The 17,796-nt window shown below is 67.9% G+C and carries 15 protein-coding genes and 1 pseudogene; 10 read left to right on the top strand and 6 right to left on the bottom strand.

The genetic code is table 11. The features are described 5' to 3' along the window. Positions 1-58 precede the first annotated feature (58 nt). The 6 genes from OHA25_RS22900 to OHA25_RS22880 all read left to right on the top strand — a co-directional run bounded on the left by OHA25_RS22900 (position 59) and on the right by OHA25_RS22880 (position 6,730). Positions 59-799 (top strand): hemerythrin domain-containing protein, encoded by a 741-nt coding sequence (locus tag OHA25_RS22900; RefSeq protein ID WP_327589535.1) that lies wholly within the window; start codon positions 59-61, stop codon positions 797-799. 46 nt (positions 800-845) lie between these two features. Then, a complete protein-coding gene (locus tag OHA25_RS61470; RefSeq protein ID WP_442942133.1) occupies positions 846-1,142 on the top strand; it encodes a nitroreductase/quinone reductase family protein in 297 nt (98 codons plus the stop codon). A 194-nt stretch (positions 1,143-1,336) separates the two neighbouring features. Then, complete coding sequence (locus tag OHA25_RS22895; protein ID WP_327589534.1) at positions 1,337-2,413, top strand: DUF2855 family protein; 1,077 nt, start codon at positions 1,337-1,339, stop codon at positions 2,411-2,413. A gap of 165 nt (positions 2,414-2,578) precedes the next feature. After that, on the top strand, positions 2,579-3,874 hold the full coding sequence (locus OHA25_RS22890; protein ID WP_327589533.1) for a phosphotransferase: 1,296 nt from the start codon (positions 2,579-2,581) through the stop codon (positions 3,872-3,874). A 778-nt stretch (positions 3,875-4,652) separates the two neighbouring features. Beyond that, entirely contained in the window at positions 4,653-6,077 is a 1,425-nt protein-coding gene (locus tag OHA25_RS22885; protein WP_327589532.1) for a pyridoxal phosphate-dependent decarboxylase family protein, read from the top strand. A 59-nt stretch (positions 6,078-6,136) separates the two neighbouring features. Continuing rightward, positions 6,137-6,730 carry a TetR/AcrR family transcriptional regulator gene (locus OHA25_RS22880; RefSeq protein ID WP_327589531.1) on the top strand — a complete coding sequence of 198 codons (594 nt, stop codon included), beginning with the start codon at positions 6,137-6,139 and terminating at the stop codon, positions 6,728-6,730. A 294-nt stretch (positions 6,731-7,024) separates the two neighbouring features. Here OHA25_RS22880 and OHA25_RS22875 read toward each other — a convergent pair. Then, positions 7,025-7,120 (bottom strand): annotated as a pseudogene (locus tag OHA25_RS22875) (TauD/TfdA family dioxygenase); the annotation flags it as partial. 20 nt (positions 7,121-7,140) lie between these two features. On the opposite strand from OHA25_RS22875, the gene OHA25_RS22870 reads away from it, so the two are divergent. Both OHA25_RS22870 and OHA25_RS22865 read left to right on the top strand, forming a co-directional pair. Next, positions 7,141-7,431 carry a phosphopantetheine-binding protein gene (locus OHA25_RS22870; RefSeq protein ID WP_327589530.1) on the top strand — a complete coding sequence of 97 codons (291 nt, stop codon included), beginning with the start codon at positions 7,141-7,143 and terminating at the stop codon, positions 7,429-7,431. A gap of 124 nt (positions 7,432-7,555) precedes the next feature. Beyond that, positions 7,556-8,533: a linear amide C-N hydrolase gene (locus tag OHA25_RS22865; RefSeq protein WP_327589529.1), complete on the top strand. Its 978-nt coding sequence runs from the start codon at positions 7,556-7,558 to the stop codon at positions 8,531-8,533. A 487-nt stretch (positions 8,534-9,020) separates the two neighbouring features. Here the strand turns inward: OHA25_RS22865 and OHA25_RS22860 are convergent, their stop codons facing one another. The 5 genes from OHA25_RS22860 to OHA25_RS22840 form a co-directional block, all read right to left on the bottom strand. Further along, entirely contained in the window at positions 9,021-9,440 is a 420-nt protein-coding gene (locus OHA25_RS22860; RefSeq protein WP_327589528.1) for an HIT family protein, read from the bottom strand. 800 nt (positions 9,441-10,240) lie between these two features. Beyond that, entirely contained in the window at positions 10,241-11,422 is a 1,182-nt protein-coding gene (locus OHA25_RS22855; RefSeq protein WP_327589527.1) for a glycoside hydrolase family 68 protein, read from the bottom strand. Between the two features lie 158 nt (positions 11,423-11,580). Further along, a complete protein-coding gene (locus tag OHA25_RS22850; protein WP_327589526.1) occupies positions 11,581-12,405 on the bottom strand; it encodes a carbohydrate ABC transporter permease in 825 nt (274 codons plus the stop codon). Further along, entirely contained in the window at positions 12,402-13,328 is a 927-nt protein-coding gene (locus tag OHA25_RS22845; protein WP_327589525.1) for a carbohydrate ABC transporter permease, read from the bottom strand. The genes OHA25_RS22850 and OHA25_RS22845 overlap by 4 nt, the downstream gene beginning before the upstream one ends. A gap of 8 nt (positions 13,329-13,336) precedes the next feature. After that, positions 13,337-14,710 carry an ABC transporter substrate-binding protein gene (locus tag OHA25_RS22840; protein ID WP_327589524.1) on the bottom strand — a complete coding sequence of 458 codons (1,374 nt, stop codon included), beginning with the start codon at positions 14,708-14,710 and terminating at the stop codon, positions 13,337-13,339. Positions 14,711-14,856: 146 nt separating this feature from the next. Here OHA25_RS22840 and OHA25_RS22835 point away from each other — a divergent pair, with 146 nt between their 5' ends. Beyond that, positions 14,857-15,930, top strand: coding sequence for a LacI family DNA-binding transcriptional regulator (locus OHA25_RS22835; protein ID WP_327589523.1), 1,074 nt, complete (start codon positions 14,857-14,859; stop codon positions 15,928-15,930). Positions 15,931-16,363: 433 nt separating this feature from the next. Beyond that, a complete protein-coding gene (locus OHA25_RS22830) occupies positions 16,364-17,674 on the top strand; it encodes a hypothetical protein (RefSeq protein ID WP_327589522.1) in 1,311 nt (436 codons plus the stop codon). Positions 17,675-17,796: the final 122 nt, after the last annotated feature.

The raw sequence follows: 17,796 nt of genomic DNA, 5'->3' as shown, positions 1-17,796 counted from the left end.
GATTGACTTTACCGCAACTTAATTCATATTATAGCGACTAAACCCAAAAGGAGCGATCATGCCAGCCTCTTCCCCTCCCGCCACCGCCCCCCACACCGGGCAGTTGCTCCTCACCGGTCAGGCCGCCGCGCCGCCCGGTCCCGTCGACGTCGCGGGCATGTACCTCATGCACCGCGCCTTCCGGCGGGACCTCGACCTGTTCGCCGCCGCCACCACCGCCACCCCGATCGAGGACCGGCAGTGCTGGACCCGCCTCAGCCGCCGGTGGCAGCTGTTCTCCAGCACCCTGCACAAGCACCACCTGGGTGAGGACACCGGGCTGTGGCCGCTGCTGTTAGAACGCGCCCGCGGCGCCGAGGCGGGCGCCGTGCTGGCCGCCATGTCCGCCGAGCACAAGCACATCGACCCCCTGCTCCACGCGTGCGACACCGGATTCGCCACGCTCGCCCGCGCCGGCGACGCCCAGGTGCGCCGAGATCTCGCCGGGCACACCGCCGAGCTGCGCGACCTGCTGCTGGCGCACCTCGCCCACGAAGAGCGCGACGCGATGACACTCGTCCAGGCCCACCTCACCCAGCATGACTGGGAGCGCCTCGACAAGGAGCACTTCGGCGCCCAATACAGTCCGCGTGACATCCCCGCGGTGCTCGGCTGGATCCTGCACGGGCTCCCCCCACACGCCGTGCGTCTGATGCCAGGAGGCCCCGTCCTGCGCGCCGCCGGCAGAGTGCTCGCCCGGCGCTTCGCCCGCGCCGAGCGGCGTACCTTCCATCACGTGTCCCCGGCGGATCGGCCGTGACCACCCGGGCGAGCGTGCTCACCTGGACCAGCCGCAACGCCGCCAGTTGCACACCTTCCTCTTCCGCCGCACCCAGGCCCGCTTCGGGCATCGCTTCCGCGGCGGCGACGTACTCCGGCTGACCGTGCACGGCCGGCGCTCCGGGCAGGCGTTCACCATCCCCCTGCTGCACATCCGCGACGGCCGGGACTACATCGCCCGAAGACCGCGAACCATATGCCACGCCGACCACCGGTCGTCAGAAGGCTCGTGCGGAACAAACACAGCGTGGACGTTCTCGTCCCAGGGCACTCTGGCTTGGACGGTGGGGTGGCAATGGACAGAATCGGCCAGAGTGAAGTGACCATTGGTCTGAAGTGGGCCACGCTCGACGAGACCCGGACCTGATAACGCGACGCTCCGCACACGATCACGCAGTCCAGACCGCCGGGCACCCCTGAGCATCTCGAAGCGAGCCCGCATCGAGAGAGAAAACCGGCAGCCGCCCACGCATTCCTTACGCCATTGCGGCACCCATCGAGTCAAGGAGAAGTCACCATGTGGGATCTGCTCACCGCCCGAGATGATCTGAGTAAGACCGAGGTACGACCGATGCCGGCACCAGAGCTGGTAGACGGTGAGGTTCTGCTGGAGGTCGAACGATTCGCCCTCACCAGCAACAACATCACCTATGGAAGGGTTGGCGACAGCTTCGGTTACTGGCGGTTCTTTCCAGCTCCGCACGGCTGGGGCCGGCTGCCCTGCTGGGGATTCGCCCGGGTGGTGCGCTCGCGCGCGCCGGGCGTCGCAGAAGGCCTCCGGGTGTACGGCTACCTGCCGATGTCCACTCACGTCACGATGCGGCTGACCCCCGGCAGCGCTCGCGCCGACGTGCCTGACCGGGCGTACGTCGACACCGCGGCACACCGCGCCGAAGGGTCGGCGACCTACAACACCTACGCCGCGATGCCGGCTGATCCCTTCGACAACCATCGAGCCGTGTGGCGGCCGCTGTTTTCCACCGCCTACCTGCTCGACCACGACCTATCCCAGGCGGAACCGGCTCCGTCTGCGGCACCCACCACGGTCGTGCTCTCCAGCGCCTCCAGCAAGACCGCGATGGGACTGGCCTGGCTGCTGCACCGCCGCCAGATCCCCGTGGTCGGCCTGACCGCGGCCGACAAGGTCGCTGCACTGACCCGGCGTGGGCTCTATCACCAGCTCGTCTCCTACGACGCGATCGCCGATCAGAACCTCCATGGCCCCGTGGCCTTCGTCGACTTCGCCGGTAATCCCGATGTGGTCGCCGCGGTGCATCAGCGATTCGCTCACCATCTCACTCACAGCATCATTGTCGGAGCCACCCACTGGGACGCGCCCGCACACGGCGGTGACCTGCCCGGTCCCACGCCCGCACTGTTCTTCGCGCCCGAGCGGGTCCGCAGCCTGTCCGCCGGCATCGGCGGCACCGAGCTGCTCCAACGCATGGACACCGCGATGCGCGACTTCGTCGCCGCGTCGGCGTGGCTGCGCATCGTCGAACACACCGGGCCAGAGGCCCTGCAAAAGATCTACAACACGGTCATCGGCGGCCACGCGAAGCCCGAAGACCTCCACATCATCAAACCATCGTGAGCCGCCGCCACGCCGGTTTTGCCCTCCGCGACCCGACAGGAGACCTGTGGCTGACAAGCACTCACGGTCGCTCGCCGCGAGGCAAGAGCCCCGCACCGTCATCATCAGCTTCGACATGCTGCACGACCATGGCGCACTGCAGCGCGTCGGATTCCGTCGCAGCCGATGAACGAGACCGAGTGGCACACGCGGATCGACTGGCTGATCGTCTGGGACGATGACACCCGGGTCTTGGCACTGAAGACCGAGCTGGTCGGAAGGGTCGAGCCCGACAAGCCCGGGCAGGCGCTGGCGGCCCTGCGCAAGCAGACCGGGATCGACGCCGCCGTGCTCCGGCTGAGCGGCGCGGAGACGGACGAGACGGCACGCATCATCCGGTGCACCCTCGTCGCCACGCCGCGCACGGGCGGAAACGTCCCTTCGCAAAGGCCGCTGAGCGGCGCAGGACGCGGCGACCGGCACGCCGAACCAGCCACCTGGGTCAGTGCCGTCGAGGCCAGCCTCGACGGCGGTCCGCCATGGACGGATCCGCGATGGATCGACGGCGTGGCCGAGTGGCTGAGCGCGGACCTCGGGCTCGACCTCGACGACCGGCTTGAGCAGGTGCGCCTCTGGGATCTGTCCGCGGTGCTGCGGGCGGCCACGCCGCACGGCGACGTCTACGTCAAGTCTTCCGTCGCCACCCCGCTCTTCGCCGACGAGGGAGCAGTCACCGCCGTCCTGGACAAGCTCTTCCCCGCTCAGGTGCCCACCGTTCTCGGCCACCACGGCGACAGGCGGCTGCTCGCACTCGCCGACTTCGGCCCGGCGATCCGACACGCGTTCGACGAGGTCAACGCTGAGATGCTGAGCTCCTACGCAGCTCTCCAGGTGGAGTCAGTCGAGCGGCTGCCGGAGCTGCGGAGCGCCGGGTGCCTCGATCGCCGACTGCCGTGGCTGTCCGGGCAGATCACATGGCTCGGCGAAGTGGATCATGCCGCACCGCCGACCTGGTGCGATCCGGCCACCTGGGTGACGGCCGAGGAGGCCGCCCAGTTGCGCGAGTCCATGCCCGGGCTGATGGCCGCGTGCGCGGAGCTGACCGGCTTCGCTGTGCCGTACTCCTTGGTCCACGGGGACCTGCATCTGGGCAACGTGGCGCAGGGGCCGCTCGGCTACCTGTTCTTTGACTGGACGGATGCCGCAATCGCGCACCCGTTCCTCGACCTGAGCAGCCAATTCTTCCAGCCCGGCGTCAGCGCGCTCGACGGGTATTTGGCGCGCTGGGCGGACTTCGACTCGCCTGAAAGGCTGCGGGCCGCCTGGAAGGTGGCCGCGCCGCTATGCGCGCTGAACCAGGCGATCAGCTACGCCTCTCTCGCCGCCCACCTGCCGCCTCCGGTGGAGAAAATGGTGGGCGGCGGCACCGCGATGTGGCTACGCCGGCTCCTGCGGGCGCAGGCCCCCGGCTGGGTGGGATAGGACTCGGTCGACCTGCGCAAGCACGCCCCCTCCAGTACATGACACGATCGACAGAGCCGCACTGTGGAACGCGTTGGAACGCCTCATCAGTGGCTCCACTGGTCGACCACTGAACGTGGTGCGTGGGTCTCGACGACACCTGCTGCCTCCCGCCGGTCGTCGGCGTTTGTTCGTGACGCCGGGGACGCTGCTGCGCTGGCACGCCGATCTGGTACAGCGGCGCTGGACGTTCAAGCGCTGTAGCCAGGGTCGGCCATCCACCCGCGCCTCCATCCGGACCTCGGTGCTTCGTCTGGCCGGGGAGAATCCGCTGTGGGGTTACCGGCGAATCGCTGGCGAACTTGCCACTCTGGGCTACCGGGCGGGCGCTTCTACGGTGTGGCTCACCTTGAAGAGGGCCGGCATCGATCCCGCGCCGCGACGTTCGGGACCGACCTGGCGTGAGTTTCTGCGTGCTCAAGCTTTCTTTCGCACGATTCTGCACGTTGCGCGAGTAGCCACGTCGCTCACCACCCTCGGCGGCACGGCGGTGGACCGTACCACCGGAATCTGCAGAGTCCGCTACAGGACTCGAGATCGGCCGGTGCGGCTGTCATCGGCGCCGCAAGCACCGAGTGCTGCAGGCCGGGGCCGCAGCTGGGAGCGGTTGCCGACCGTTGACCCGTCCGGGGGCCCGGCGCTACCGTTGGCCACAGTTTTTCTATGACCATAGAAAAAAGATTCTCGGTTTCCGTCCTCCCCGGTCTCGGTGCGGTGACGGTGAGGAAGGGGGAACGTCGTGGAGACGACACCTCACACCGCAAGCCGGTTGCTGCACAGCGGACCGGCGGGCGCAGCGGCACTGGCCGAGCAGTTGCAGACCGCCGTCGCGGAGATGGCTCGTTGGATGGACGAGTACGGGAGCTTCAGCCCGCACCCGTCTTTGGACGTCGAGATGGACGCCTTGGAGCGGGCCACCGAGGAACTGCGCGTCCGGTTGCGGGAGAACTATCCGTTCTTCCACCCCCGCTACGTCGGTCAGATGCTCAAGCCACCGCATCCGGCAGCGGTGATCGGCTACGTGACCGCGATGATGATCAACCCCAACAATCACGCTCTGGACGGCGGGCCGGCCACCGCGCGGATGGAAAAGGAGGTCGTGGCGCAGCTGGCGGCCATGTTCGGCTTCGAGCAGCACTTGGGCCACCTGACCAGCAGTGGCACCATCGCCAACCTCGAGGCACTGTTCGTCGCCCGCCAGACACACCCGGGCAAGGCGGTGGCCTACAGCGCTGACGCGCACTACACCCACTCCCGCATGTGCCACCTGCTGGGAGTGGACGACACGACGGTCCCGACGACGGCCGACGGCGCGATGGACCTGCAGGCCTTGGAGGAGCTGCTGCGCACCGGGGCCATCGGCACCGTGGTGGCCACCACCGGCACGACCGGACTGGGGGCGATCGACCCCACCCACGACATCGTCGCGCTGTGCCGGCGCTACGGCGCGCGGGTGCACGTCGACGCCGCCTACGGCGGGTTCTTCCGTCTCATCGCCGACGACAGCCCCGACGGTGTGGCCGCCGCCCCCTTCGCCGCCATCGCCGAGTGCGACTCGGTCGTCATCGACCCGCACAAGCACGGCCTGCAGCCCTATGGCTGCGGCGCGGTCCTGTTCAAGGACCCCGGCGCGGCGCGACATTACCTGCACGAGTCGCCTTACACCTACTTCACCTCCGAGGAACTGCATCTGGGTGAGATCTCTCTGGAGTGTTCGCGCGCCGGCGCGGCGGCCGCCGCCCTGTGGCTGACACTACGGCTGCTGCCGTTGACGCCCGAGGGTCTGGGCGCGGCGCTGCGCCCCGGCCGGCGCGCCGCGCTGGCCTGGGCGGAGCACATCAGGGCCGGCGAGCAGCTGACCCTGTACCAGCCCCCGCAGCTGGACATCCTCACCTACTACCCCACCCGTGACCGCTTGTCGGAGATAGACCTGGCCAGCGCACACGTCCTGACCCGGGGCATGCGGCTGCCCGCGGAGCAGTCATTGTTCGTGGCCACCTACACCGTCGACGCCGCCGCCCTGGCCGCGCGCGGACACCGGGTGGCCGCCGACGTGCCGCACGGCCGCATCCTGCGCAGTGTGCTGATGAAACCCGAGACCGAGCAGCACGTGCCGTCCCTGCACCGGCACGTCCTCGACCTGCTCGCCGAAAGCGACACGTAAGCCGCCGGTCACCCAGCAGCCCGTACAGACCTCCAATCGGCCAACGGAAGGGAGCCGCCGTGCCGAAGGTCGTCGACCACGATCAACGCCGAGTGGAGCTCATCGAGGCCACCTGGCGCACCATCGCCCGCACCGGGTGGGACTCGGCCACCATGGCCGCCATCGCCACCGAAGCCGGCTTCGCCAACGGAGCGCTCAAACCGTACTTCGCGACCAAGGACGACCTGTTGGCCGCCGCCTTCGAGCACATCTACGTCCAGACCGGCCGCCGCATGGCCGCCGCCACCGCCGGCAAGCAGGGCCTGACGGCCCTGCGCGCCTACTGCCAGGAGATCTTGCCGCTGGACGACACAACCCGGGACGAGGCCCGCATCGTCATCCCCTTCTGGCACAAAGCTCTCACCAGTCCTAGCCTGGCCGCGCGGCACGAGCACGCCATGCGCGAGTGGTGCGGACAACTCCAGCGCTACCTCACCGAAGCCCGCGAAGCCGGTGAGGTCCGCACGCCGATCCCCGACGAACAGATCATCGGGCACCTGCTCACCGCGCTGCTCGGCGCACAGATCACCGCAACCCTCATGCCCACCCTGGAAACCACCCAGACCCTCACCGCACAGCTCGACGGTTTCCTCACCCTGCTCACGGTTCCTTGATGCGGAGCTCCCTCGCCAGCACATACGGGCAGCGTTGTGTCACCGAGCTTTGAGCACCGCATGGGCTCCCGTCCGATGAGGAGATCGCCTACACAGGCCTGGCGCGAGAAGATCAACGCCCGCCGACGTCGCGGCACTGGAAGGGGACGAAAGTCCACATTTGCCTGTCAGGAACCCTGGCACACAGCCTCTGAGAAGAAACGGCGGTGCCCCCAAGAGGGCACCGCCGTTCGTTCAATCCGGGTGGAGCCAACGCCCTAGATGGAGCCCGTCGGGACGCTGCGCTGATGCCGCTCAGATCATCGCCACCAGGATCCTTCTCGGGCCGGTGTAAGCGTGCCTGCCGTGCATGACGAGCAGGTTGTCGATCATCATGACGTCGCCTTCCTGCCAGGAGAAGGAGTCTCCTCATGGCCAAGATCCAGCACCACCTCGAACATTCCCTGGGCGCGCGTATCCCGCTGACCACGCTCTATGCCCACCCCACGATCCGTTCCCTGGCCCGACGGCTCGCCGACGAAGCAGCAGCAGAGGAGGTGGAGGGCGTAGAGCGGGCAGACACGGCCACGCCCCGGCCACGCACTCCCGCCGACCGGCGGCACTCCGCCGCAAGCGCCGTGGCACTCGCGACTCCTGAGAACGCGGACACGGTCCGACCCGGCGGCCCGCAAGACCGCCACGAGAGTCGGTGCACCGCCTGAATGCGGTAGAGGCGGATCAGCGTGCCGCGCCACCGCGAACTCCAGGACTTCTGACCTCGTCCAAGCACGGGTGAGGCCTTGATCCACGGGTGACACGGCGGGTGCCGGAAGGGACAATGCAAGGATGCGGACCGCTGCCGTGGCGATTTTGTCGGCCCTGCTCCTGACGGCGACGGTGGCGTGCGCGCCCGCAGTGGCGCCGCCGACGCCCTCCTCCGCGGCCCAGGTACTCAGGCAGACGGAGGACCAGATCGCCCATACGGCGGCCAGTCTGCGCCGGCTGGACGATATGCCGCTGTACGAAATGACCTATCACGGCGGCTATGACGCCGAGGCACCGCTCACCGACGAGGAGTTGGCCAGGAAAGGGGACGGCTGGGCATGCTCGCTGTTCCACCGCCCCGGCGCATTCGGCAGGAACTTCGACTGGGAATCCAACCCGGCCATGGTCGTCCACGCCCGCCCGCCGGACGGCTACGCCTCGCTCTCCCTGGCCGACGTCTCCTACCTGTTCCCGTCGGGGGCCCGGCCGGACCTGAACGCCGCCCAGGACCGGCGGCGGCTGGCGCACGCGGTGCTGACCCCGTTCGACGGCATGAACGAGAAGGGGCTCGCCGTCGGCCTGGCCCAGGCGCCAGACGCGCGGCTGCCCGCGCCCACCCCGGGACGCCCCACCGTAAGCGGAGTGCGGATCATCCGGCTCATGCTCGACCGGGCCGCGACCGTGCCCGAAGCGATCGACCTGATGGGTCGCTACAATCTGGACTTCACCGGCGGCCCGCAACTCCACTACCTGATCGCTGACCGGGCGGGCAGGTCCGCGGTCGTCGAGTACGGCGACGGGCGCATGAACGTCATCGACGACCGCTACCTCACCAACATCACGATGAGCGGCACCGACCGGGCCGCCAAGCTGGCCGACCGCCGCTACCGGCTCCTCGCCGAAGGCGGCGACACGGACGCGATGGAGCTGCTCAGGAGGGTGGCTCAGCACCACACCCGGTGGTCGATCGTCTACGACCTGGATGACGTGACCGCTAAGATCGTCACAGCGCAACGGTGGGAACGCGTGCACGACTTACGCCTCTCCGCGGGCGGTTAGGTCGACTCAGGACATGCCCCATGCGACCTGAGGCCGGCGTGTCTCCTGGAGCGAGGTCACCGGCGACCGCAGTCTTGATCATGTTGTGCGCAGGTTGGTGCACGCGAGCACGCACGGAGCACGCAAACGCCAGACGAAAATTCTAGAACGCATCCGATCTAGCATAACCGCAGGTCAGCACATGATCAAAGCGCCCTGCAGGATTCGAACCTGCGACCGTCGGATTAGATGCAAGATCCTTAAGTGCGGTGCAGTGCCGTTTTACAGTAGTTCCTGCCGTCTCCGCATACATTGCGTATCAGGCGGTGCCAGGCCCTGACGACACATGCCGGGGCGTACGAGCGCGCTTCGAGCACGGCCGCCGCAACTCAGTGATCTACGCAGCAAGCTGCCCGCTCGGATCGAAGGCGTCGCTGGTTCCAACTGTCACTGCCTGCGCCGTCCACGTGGGGGAAACCATGCCGACGGCGCCGGAGTGACGCCGCTTTCAGGACGCCGCGGCGGTCCTGATGTGATCGGCCAGTGGCGACAGCGACGACAGCGGCAGTTCCCGATGCGTCCATGCCTGCCTGAGATCCTCCGGGGTGTAGCGGGGCAGCAGGTGAAGGTGGAAGTGGAACACGGTCTGCCAGGCCGTAGGGCCGGTAGCGTGCCAGATGTTCATCCCGCCCGGTTCCAGCGCGCGCCGCAGCAGGGCGGCGGTCTGCACAGCACCCCGCATCAGCAGACCCGCGCGGTCCGGACCGATGTCGGTCAGGTCGCGACAGTGCTCGCGGGGGACAACCAGGGTGTGACCGCGAGTCGCCTGCGAGATGTCAAGGAAGGCGACCACGTGCTCGTCGGAGTAGACGATCTCCGCGGGGATCTCTCCGGCAACGATGCCGCAAAACGTACAGGTCCCGGTCATGGCCGCCTTTCCTCCACTTGATCGAGCCAGAGCGTAGCGACGCCGGATCAGGCTCAGGAGAGCGGGGGGCGTGTACCGCGTCAAATTCAGCCACGACGGTTCTGGCCTGTGGTTTTGACGGGGTACGTACCCGTATAAAGATCGCGTCTTGTGCTCGTCCGTCTGTTCTATCTGATCACGCTCCCGGTGTTCGGCCGGCTCATGTTGCCGGCCCGCAGCCAAACGTCGAAGAACGCGGAGATCATGGCGTTACGTCACCAGGTGGCGGTGCAGCGGCAGGTCGGACGCCCGAAGCCGGACTGGGCCGACCGGGCCGTTCTCGCGGCGCTGGCCCGATGGTTGCCACCGGTGCTGCGCGCTCATCGGCTGCTCATTCCGGCAACGTTGCTGGCATGGCATCGTCGCCTCTTGCGACGGGCCCGGACCTACCCGCATCGGACCCGGGCGTCCGGGGACGACTCCTGGGCTTCGGGACCTGGTTATTCGCCTGGCGCGGGAGAACCCCGAATGGGGCCACCGACGGGTGCACGGGGAGTTGGTGCAGCTTGGATGGCTTTCAGGTCAGCGGGTCTACTTTGACGCTGGGCTTCGACCCCGCCCGTTTCCAGACGAAGCCTCCAGCCTGCTACCGGGTCTCCTGGCAGCTACCTGGACCGGACTTCCACCGGCAAGCGACGACGACCTTACGAACAGACGATCAGCCGCTATGTGACGGCTTCACCTTCTGTTCTGCTGGGGGCACGAGAACAACTCAATATTCGAGCGGTACAGGTCCGGCTGCGGCTATCCAGCAAGAAGACTCACGGGCGTCCTTCTATCAAGGGCCTGCGGCGGCGGTCCACAGGATCTTCCACAGCGGGGACGACAGACGTGGTCATCTCGTCGAGAGTGAGCTTGAGCATCGGCGCGATGGTCCCGCCGAAATTGGCTCGCGCCTGCGCCGCTTCCGCATGTCGGAGATCTCTGCCCTGTTGTGATCGGTAGTTGGCGAAGCTGACCACGTGAAGGTCGGGCAACACCAGCCACGCGTAGGCCTGATCGGGTTCGAGAGAAGGATTCTGGATCACAAGCCCGGAGGCGTTGAGCGGCTCGTACGGTCCGGTCAGTCGGGGCGCGGCGAAGCCATAGAGCCCCGTGGGCCCGCGATCGGCTGGATGAAAGGTGTGACGCTGGGTGGAGAAGAAGAGGTAGTACCACGACTGGTGGACGATGATATGCGGTCGTTCGAGCTCGTGGTTGATGGCCTCGGCCACGATGAGGGGCGGCAGCAGGGACCAGGCGCCGGCACGTGACTCGGCCAGGGCGATGGCGCCGGTGAAGCGGTCGTCCCAGGCGGTGGACGCCGCGATGAGCAGATAGTCGCGCCCGTCGGCCGGGTCGCGGAACCAGCCGGGATCGCGGAAGGCCCTGATGTTCCCCGGTGACCCGTTGGCCTCCTCCACCGGCAGGTACAGACGGCCGTCGGAGCGGAGGATTTCCCGGTGTTCGGCGTCTTCGTGCAGCAGAATCCGGTCGCCGCCGGCCAGCAGGGCGGGGCGGGCCTCGATGACGCTCTGCCGGAACGTCGGGCGTGCTTCGCCTCTCCGGCCAGCGGCCGTGTAGAACACCGATACCGTGCCGTCGGGCCGGTGGACCGCTGATCCGGACCACTCGCGACTGCCCGGGGAGGCGCCGTCGGCGAAGGCGTGCCCTAGGTCCTTCCATCCGTCCCCGTTCTTGGCGAGCAGGCGGATGCGGGCTTGGTCGTGGCGCTCTTCGGGGTGACCGAGCGCGGGGGCCGACAGCGTCATCCACAGTTCGTAGCCGTCGATCAGGGCTGTCGAGCCGTCCTCCTCCTGGATCGGCCACAGGTCCCACAGATCGTGGCCGGGCAGGATCCGGGGGACGGCCGCCGGGTCCATGACGGGTGCCGTGGTCGCGCTGCTCTCGGCGAGCAGATCAAGGTGCCGGCGTGTCCAGTGCGCCGGTCGGCCACCGCTCACGCGGCGCCCTGCCCGCGGCGGTGACCGTCGGCGAGCCTCTGGATCATGCCGGATCTCGTCGCGGGTCTCCGCGCAGCGCCCAGCCGTCCTCGTGGGACCATGAAACGACCTCTGCTTCCACTCGTGCGGTGTGATGTGCGATGTCCTGTCGGCGCCGCTCAGCCCTTCAAAGACCCCTGGAGCAGCGCCTTGACAAAGTGCCGCTGAAAGATGAGGAAGATCGCGAGCGTGGGGGCCAGGATCAGCAGCGATCCGGCGCACAGCAGGGGGATATCGGTGCCCCACTGGCCCTGGAAGGCGCCCAGCGCGCCGGACATCGTGCGCTTGGTGGGGTCGTCGACGAGGACGATGGCCAGCAGGAACTGGTTCCAGGTCCACAGGAACAGCAGGATGCCCAGGGAGGAGATCGCCGGCATGGCCAGGGGGACGTGGATGCGCCGGAACAGCTGCCACACGTTGGCGCCGTCCATCCGTGCGCTTTCGGACAGTTCCTCGGGCATGTTGATGAAGTGGGCGCGCATCCAGAAGACGGAGAACGGCATGAACAGGCCGATGAGCGGCAGGATGATCGCCCAGCGCGTGTTCAGCAGGCCCATGTCGCGGATCTGGTAGTACAGCGGCGTGATGATGCCCTCGAACGGGAGGGTCAGGCCGAGCACGAACGTCAGGAAGAGCGCGCGGCTGCCGATCACGCGCAGGTGGCCGATGGCGAAGCCGGCCATCGTGCCCAGCAGGATCGAGATCGGCACCACGCCCAGCACGATGAGGACGCTGGAGATCAACAGCTCGTCCATGTTCGCGGCCTCGAAGGCCCGCAGGAAGTTGCCCCACTGCGGATTGCTGGGCCAGGCCAGCCCGGGCGGGTAGGTGCCCGAGGGATGCAGGGCGGTGACGAACAGGCTGAGGAACGGCAGGACGGTGACCGCCATCATGCCGACGAGCAGCAGTCGGCCGGTCCAGGCTTCCCGCCACGCGGTGATCATCGGTTGCCGTCCTTGGTGAACCATTGGATGGGAAGGGCGCAGGCGATCACGAGGAACATGAGCACCACAGCCAGGGCCGAGGCCGTGCCGATCTCGCGTTCGGAGAAGGCGAGATAGTAGATCTGCAGGCCGGGCACCATGGTCGTGTTGCCGGGGCCGCCCTGGGTGGAGATGTAGACGATGTCGAAGCTCGCCAGGGCCGCGATCACGGTCACGGTGACGCAGACCGCGATCTCCTGCCGCAGGCTGAGGACCGTGATCGAGATGAACTCCCGCCACGCGCCGGCGCCGTCCAGCCGGGCGGCCTCGTAGAGGGCCGGATCGATCTTGCTCATGCCGGCCAGGAGCAGGAGCGTGCACAGGCCGAGGAGCACCCAGGCGCCGATCATGCCGACCGCCGGCAGGGCCGTGGAGAAGTCGCCCAGCCAGGCCCGGGTCACCGTGCCGAGGCCGAGGAGCGAGAGGAACTGGTTGATCACTCCGGTGGAGGCCAGCAGCCAGCTCCACGCGATGCCGGCGGCCACCAGCGGGATGACCTGCGGCAGGAAGAGCACGGTCCGCGCCACGAGGGCGAGTCGGCTCGCGGCGATGCGCCGGATCGTCGCGGCGATCGCCAGTCCGAGCACGACCGGGATGGCGCTGAAGAACACGATCAGCTGGAAGGCGTTGATCAGTGAGTCGAACAGGTCGGGATCGGTGAAGACCTTTCCGTAGTTTGCCGGCCCCACCCAGGTGGACGGGCCGATACCGTCCCATTTGTACAGCGAGTACTGGAACGTCAGGGCGATCGGGCGCAGGACGAAGACCGCATAGAAGGCGAGCGCCGGGACGACGAACAGCCAGCCGATCAAGCCGCGCGTGCCGCGCAGCTTGGTCGGGGGCGGCCGCCGGTGTGTGGACCGGGCTCCGACAGGCCGGGCCATCAGCTCGCTCAGTTTCCTTCGATCTGGCCGGCGTAGTCGGCCTGGACCGCCTTCAGCAGCTCTTGCGGTGTCTGCTGTCCGCCCACCAGCTTCTGCAGGTTCGGGGTCCAGCTCTTGGCGTAGATGGCGCCGGTGGCGTTGGCGATGAAGTCCATCGCGCCGTTGTCCTTGGCGATGTCCGCTCCGGCGGCCAGTGTGCTGGCGGTGACCGTGTCCGAGGAGACCTTCGGCATGTAGGCGTCGGCCGGGCCCATCGGATGCGATCCGCCGACCTCGACACCGACGTCGCGGGCCTTCTGGTCAGTGGCCACCCAGTTGAGGAAGAACGCGGCGCAGTCGGCGTTCTTGGCGTTCGCGGCGATGCCGAAGGTGAGGGGCGCTGACATGGCGGCCTGCTTGCCGCCCTGCTGCGCCGGTGGCATCAGGGAGAAGCCGACGTTGCCCGCCATCTGCTTGTCGAGGTTGCCCGACTCCCAGTCGCCGTTGAACATGAACAGGCCCTGGCCGTCGATGAAGCGGCTCATCATGGTCGCGTAGTCGACCGCGTTGACGTCTTTTTGGAAGTATCCTGCCTTCACCCACCGATCCAGGTGCTGGACGGCCTGCAGGTTCGACGGGGTGTCGATCGTGGCCCCGGGCTTCTGGAAGATCCAGTCGTTGATCGGTCCGGGCGGGCCGTAGGAGGCCATGAGGTTTTGCAGCGGGAACGCCAGGCCGCCGGTGGCTCCGCCGTTGAACTGCACGATGGGTGTGATGCCCGCGTCCTTGGCCTTGGCCAGGGCCGCGTCGAGCTCCGCCAGCGTGGCGGGCGGCGTGGACATCCCGATCTGGGCGGCGAGTTTCTTGTTGTAGAAGACGCCGGTCATGCTGAAGTTGAGCCCCAGGGCGTACAGCGACCCCTCTCCCCGCGGTCGTCCACCCGGGCCCAGGCGCAGCTGCTCGAGCTGCGAGGCCGGCCACTTGTCCCAGCCGAACGCCTGCGCGTAGCCGTCCAGGTTCTTCAGCAGGTTGTCCTTGACCAGCTCCGAGACCTGGGGCAGGCGCATCAGGTCGGGCGGGTTGTCCGCCAGGACGCGCGGGGCGTTCTGGGTGATCACCGCGAACTGGTCCTCGCGGATGTTCCACGTGACGTTGGGGTGCTGCTTGGAGAACTCGGTGGTCAGTGCCTTGGGCAGCGGGAAGCCGGTCTCGAAGTAGCCGTTCATCGTGATCGGCGCCGTACCGCAGGTGGGTGCCGCTGACTGGGACGTCGGCTGCGACGACGTGCTGGTGGCTGCGGGCTGCGGGCTGTTGCTGCCTGGAGCCGCGCAGGCGGCGGCCAGCGTCCCCATGGCGATCACCAGCGCGGCCCCGGCCTGGCCGGAGCGAACTCGACGAGCCATGTGCATCTCCTCTGCTGCCGGGGGACATTCGGCACCGGGCTGATGTCCCTCCTCGCTGCTAAATCGGGTTAGCGCCCGTAGTGTCACGGCGCGCGTCGTACGATGTCAACCCCCTGTAACAGACTCTTGACGATCGGAGGCCCTGGGTGAGCTCACGACGGGTCACGCTGGCCGATGTGGCCAAAGCGGCCGGTGTCTCACGGCCGACCGCCTCGCTGGTGCTGTCCGGCCGCGGCCGTGAGCTGCGGATCTCTCAGGATGTCGAGCAGCGTGTCCTGCGAGCCGCCGACGAGTTGCAGTACCGGCCCAACATCGTCTCCGTGGGCCTGCGCACGGGCACCACCCGGACGATCGGCTTCGTCTCCGACACGGTCGCCACCTCACGGCTGGCCGGCGACATGATCAAGGGGGCGCTGGAGGCCGCCCGTGAGCGCGGCATCATGCTGTTCATCGGTGAAACGGAAGGAGACGCCGAGCTCGAACGCCTCCTGCTGCAGGCCATGCTCGACCGCCAGGTCGACGGGCTCATCCTGGCGTCGATGTTCACCACGACCATCAAGGTGCCCAAGGTCGTCGCCGCCGCTCCCGCCGTCCTGCTCAACGCGCTGTCCAAACAGCCCACCCACCTGCCCTCGGTCATCCCTGACGAGATCGAGGCCGGCCGCTGCGCCGCCCGGGTGCTGCTCGAGGCCGGCCATCGCGACGGCATCTACCTGATCGGCGCCGGCCCGGGCCTGCGCCAATTCCCCCCCGGAGGCGTCGCGGCGATGGAACGACTCAGAGGCATCCGCGAGACGCTCGGCGAGGCAGGCGTCAGGGTGGCGGGCGGCCGCCTTTGCGATGACTGGCAACCCGAGTACGGTCTCGCCGCGACGCGGGCACTACTCGAAAGCACGCGCCCGCACGCGTTGATCTGCTTCAACGACCGGCTCGCCCTGGGCGCCTACCAGGCACTCGACGACTTCGGGCTCAAGGTGCCCGCGGACGTCTCCGTCGTCTCCTTCGACGACCATCCCATCGCCGCGTGGATGCGCCCCAAGCTGACCACCGTGGCACTGCCCCACTACGAGCTCGGCCGCAAGGCCGTCGGCGTGCTGTTCACCCAGATCGGCCGCGACCACGCAGACCCCGATCCCAAGGGCGAGGTGCACCGGGTGCCGATGCCCCTGCGCAGCCGCGAGTCCATCGCCCCACCATCTGCCGCGGACTCCGTCAGCTGAACGCCACCGAGGGCCGCTCGCCTTGCGGCATCTCACGCCCCCCGGGTGACCTGCGCATGCTCCGCGAGTACGGGGGATGGACTGCCGCTGCGGCGATGACGGACAGGCCGGCACCGCCAAAGCCCACACGGATCTCCACCGTCGTGTCCCCCGCCGGTCCAGCCGTCCCCGCAGCCCAAGTCCTGCCTTGACAGGCGCGGGACCGGCCGTAATAGTACGGCTAACCCGATTTAGCGCCAGCGTCACAACGCTGGCCTGAAGGAGGTGCAAACGGAACAGGCGCCTTGTGTGCGCCAGCCGGCACCTGCCAAGACTGACATCGCGGGCGGCTTCGTCCGCCCCGGTCCCGCCGCCGCGACCATCACGACCGTTCGATTGCCGGTGGTCCGCAGCGTCTCATCAGCCACCCGAAATCGCAGTGGAGGTCACCCACATGACCACCCGCCGACTCATCGCCACTGTCATGGCGGCCGGACTCTTATCGACGGCCACGCCGGCGTCAGCGTCGACGTCCGCGGACACCCCGGCGGGTATCCAGAGCGTCACGGCGATCACGAAGGTCTACACCTACGGGCAGAAGGTGTCCGCGGTAGCAGTCGAATACGGCGAGACCGTCAACCCGCGAGAATTGGACAACTCGACGTTCTCGGTGCAGGACACGCTCTACAACTTCCGCTTCAACCCCATCGAGGACCTGCCCAAGCTGACTGAGCGGAAGGTCACCCACACCTACACCAACAACGCCGCCACCCCCCGGACCGACCACCGCTCCGTGCCCGGCCGGTACGTCATCGTCGAACTCGACCCAGAGCAGAACGCGGGCTGGACGGTGATCGTCTCCAAGTGCCCGACCTTCCTGTGCACGGTGAAAGTGAACCCGGACCTGCCCACCCAGCTGGTGCAGCGCAAGAACGTGTACGGCCGGCCAGGCCTCGGGATCGGCAAGGGCCCGCTGCTGGCCAGGGCGACCCCGGAAACCTCCAGAAAAGTGACCGAGAAGCCGGTCAACCTCCTCGTGGACGAGTTCCGGTACGGCTCGTACCTGTCCGGCGGAATGGTGCTGCCGTACCATTACCACCTGCCGAAGAACCACGACCCGGCGAAGACGTACCCGCTGATGGTCGTCCTGCCCGGGCACGGCATGGGCTGGGACGGCGACAACCTCACGGTCCAACTGGCCGCGGACATCCCCGCGACCGCCTGGCTGCAGCCGAAGTGGACCGGCAGCACGGAGGACGTCATCGTGCTCGCCCCGCAGCACCAGCGCGTCGGCAGCCCGGCCGAGGCGGATTTGCTGGTCAAGCTGCTTGATCAGTTCCTTGAGGACTTCGCCGTGGACAAGCGGCGGGTCTATGCCACCACCGTCTCCTACGGCTCGCAGCTGCTGTGGAACGCGTTCGCCAAGCGGCCGGACCCGTTCGCCGGTGGGTTGGTGACCGGCGGCTTCGCGGTCAACGCCGAGCAGGCGGCGGCCATCGCGGCCGCGGAGATCCCGCTGTGGGTCACCCACGGCGTCCACGATCACCTGCTGAACATCAACCTGGCTCGCACGACGCGGACGCTGTTGCGGGACGCGTACGCCGCGCGGGGCAAGACACCCGAGCAGATCGAGGCCCTGTTGCGGTACACCGAGTACGAAGACGCGGCATTCTCTCTCCCGGACTACCACGCCGCGTACGGACCCACCTACGAGGACGGCTCCATCCTCCGGTGGCTGCTGAGCCGGACCAAGCAACCAGCCTGACAAGCGCCCGGCTCCGGATCGTGTTGCGGAGCGGCCAGGCCTCGGTCGGGTTGCTGGAGGTCCGCGCCTTCGGCTGACGCACGCCGGTCAGCCGAAAACTTCTGCGACAGGTCGCAAAGATG

It is taken from the genome of Nonomuraea sp. NBC_00507 (assembly GCF_036013525.1).
In the GTDB taxonomy this organism is placed as follows: domain Bacteria; phylum Actinomycetota; class Actinomycetes; order Streptosporangiales; family Streptosporangiaceae; genus Nonomuraea.
Note: the sequence above shows the minus strand (reverse complement) of the source record. Positions and strands in the feature narration are given on the sequence as shown.